1 protein-coding gene is annotated in these 360 nt (G+C 44.7%); it reads right to left on the bottom strand.

Annotated elements, in window-relative coordinates:
- On the bottom strand, nucleotides 1-360 hold a 360-nt coding region (locus K675_RS32685), incomplete at both ends, for a nucleoid-associated protein (protein ID WP_198291708.1).

Here is a 360-nt window from a genome sequence, read left to right as displayed (position 1 = left end):
GAACTAATAATGATAGTATCGCTGTCTGGGTCATAGCGCACAGTTTCCTGCCTCAGGTCGTCAACATCGAAGCTAACACTAATGCTACCAAAACGTCGGCTTACGCGCATAAGCTTTTTGTATGAGGCCGGATTGGGGGAAAATACTTCATTTACCTCAAATGCACTTTCTCGGACAAACAAGGCAAACCCTTCAGGGTTTTGGTCATCGATGTGGGCAGAAAGTGCTGTCAAATTTACTGGTTCGTCATCATGTTTTTTTGTGTTGCAATAGTTGTATAAGCTATCGCGCGCTTGTTGGCATCGTTCTGGTGTCCAATCTTGCTCAGAACAATAGGCTTCGGCGGCCTTTATAACCATT

This window comes from Pseudomonas fuscovaginae SE-1 (genome assembly GCF_000364705.1).
In the GTDB taxonomy this organism is placed as follows: Bacteria; Pseudomonadota; Gammaproteobacteria; order Pseudomonadales; family Pseudomonadaceae; genus Aquipseudomonas; species Aquipseudomonas fuscovaginae_A.
This window is presented reverse-complemented; position numbering and strand designations above follow the sequence as displayed.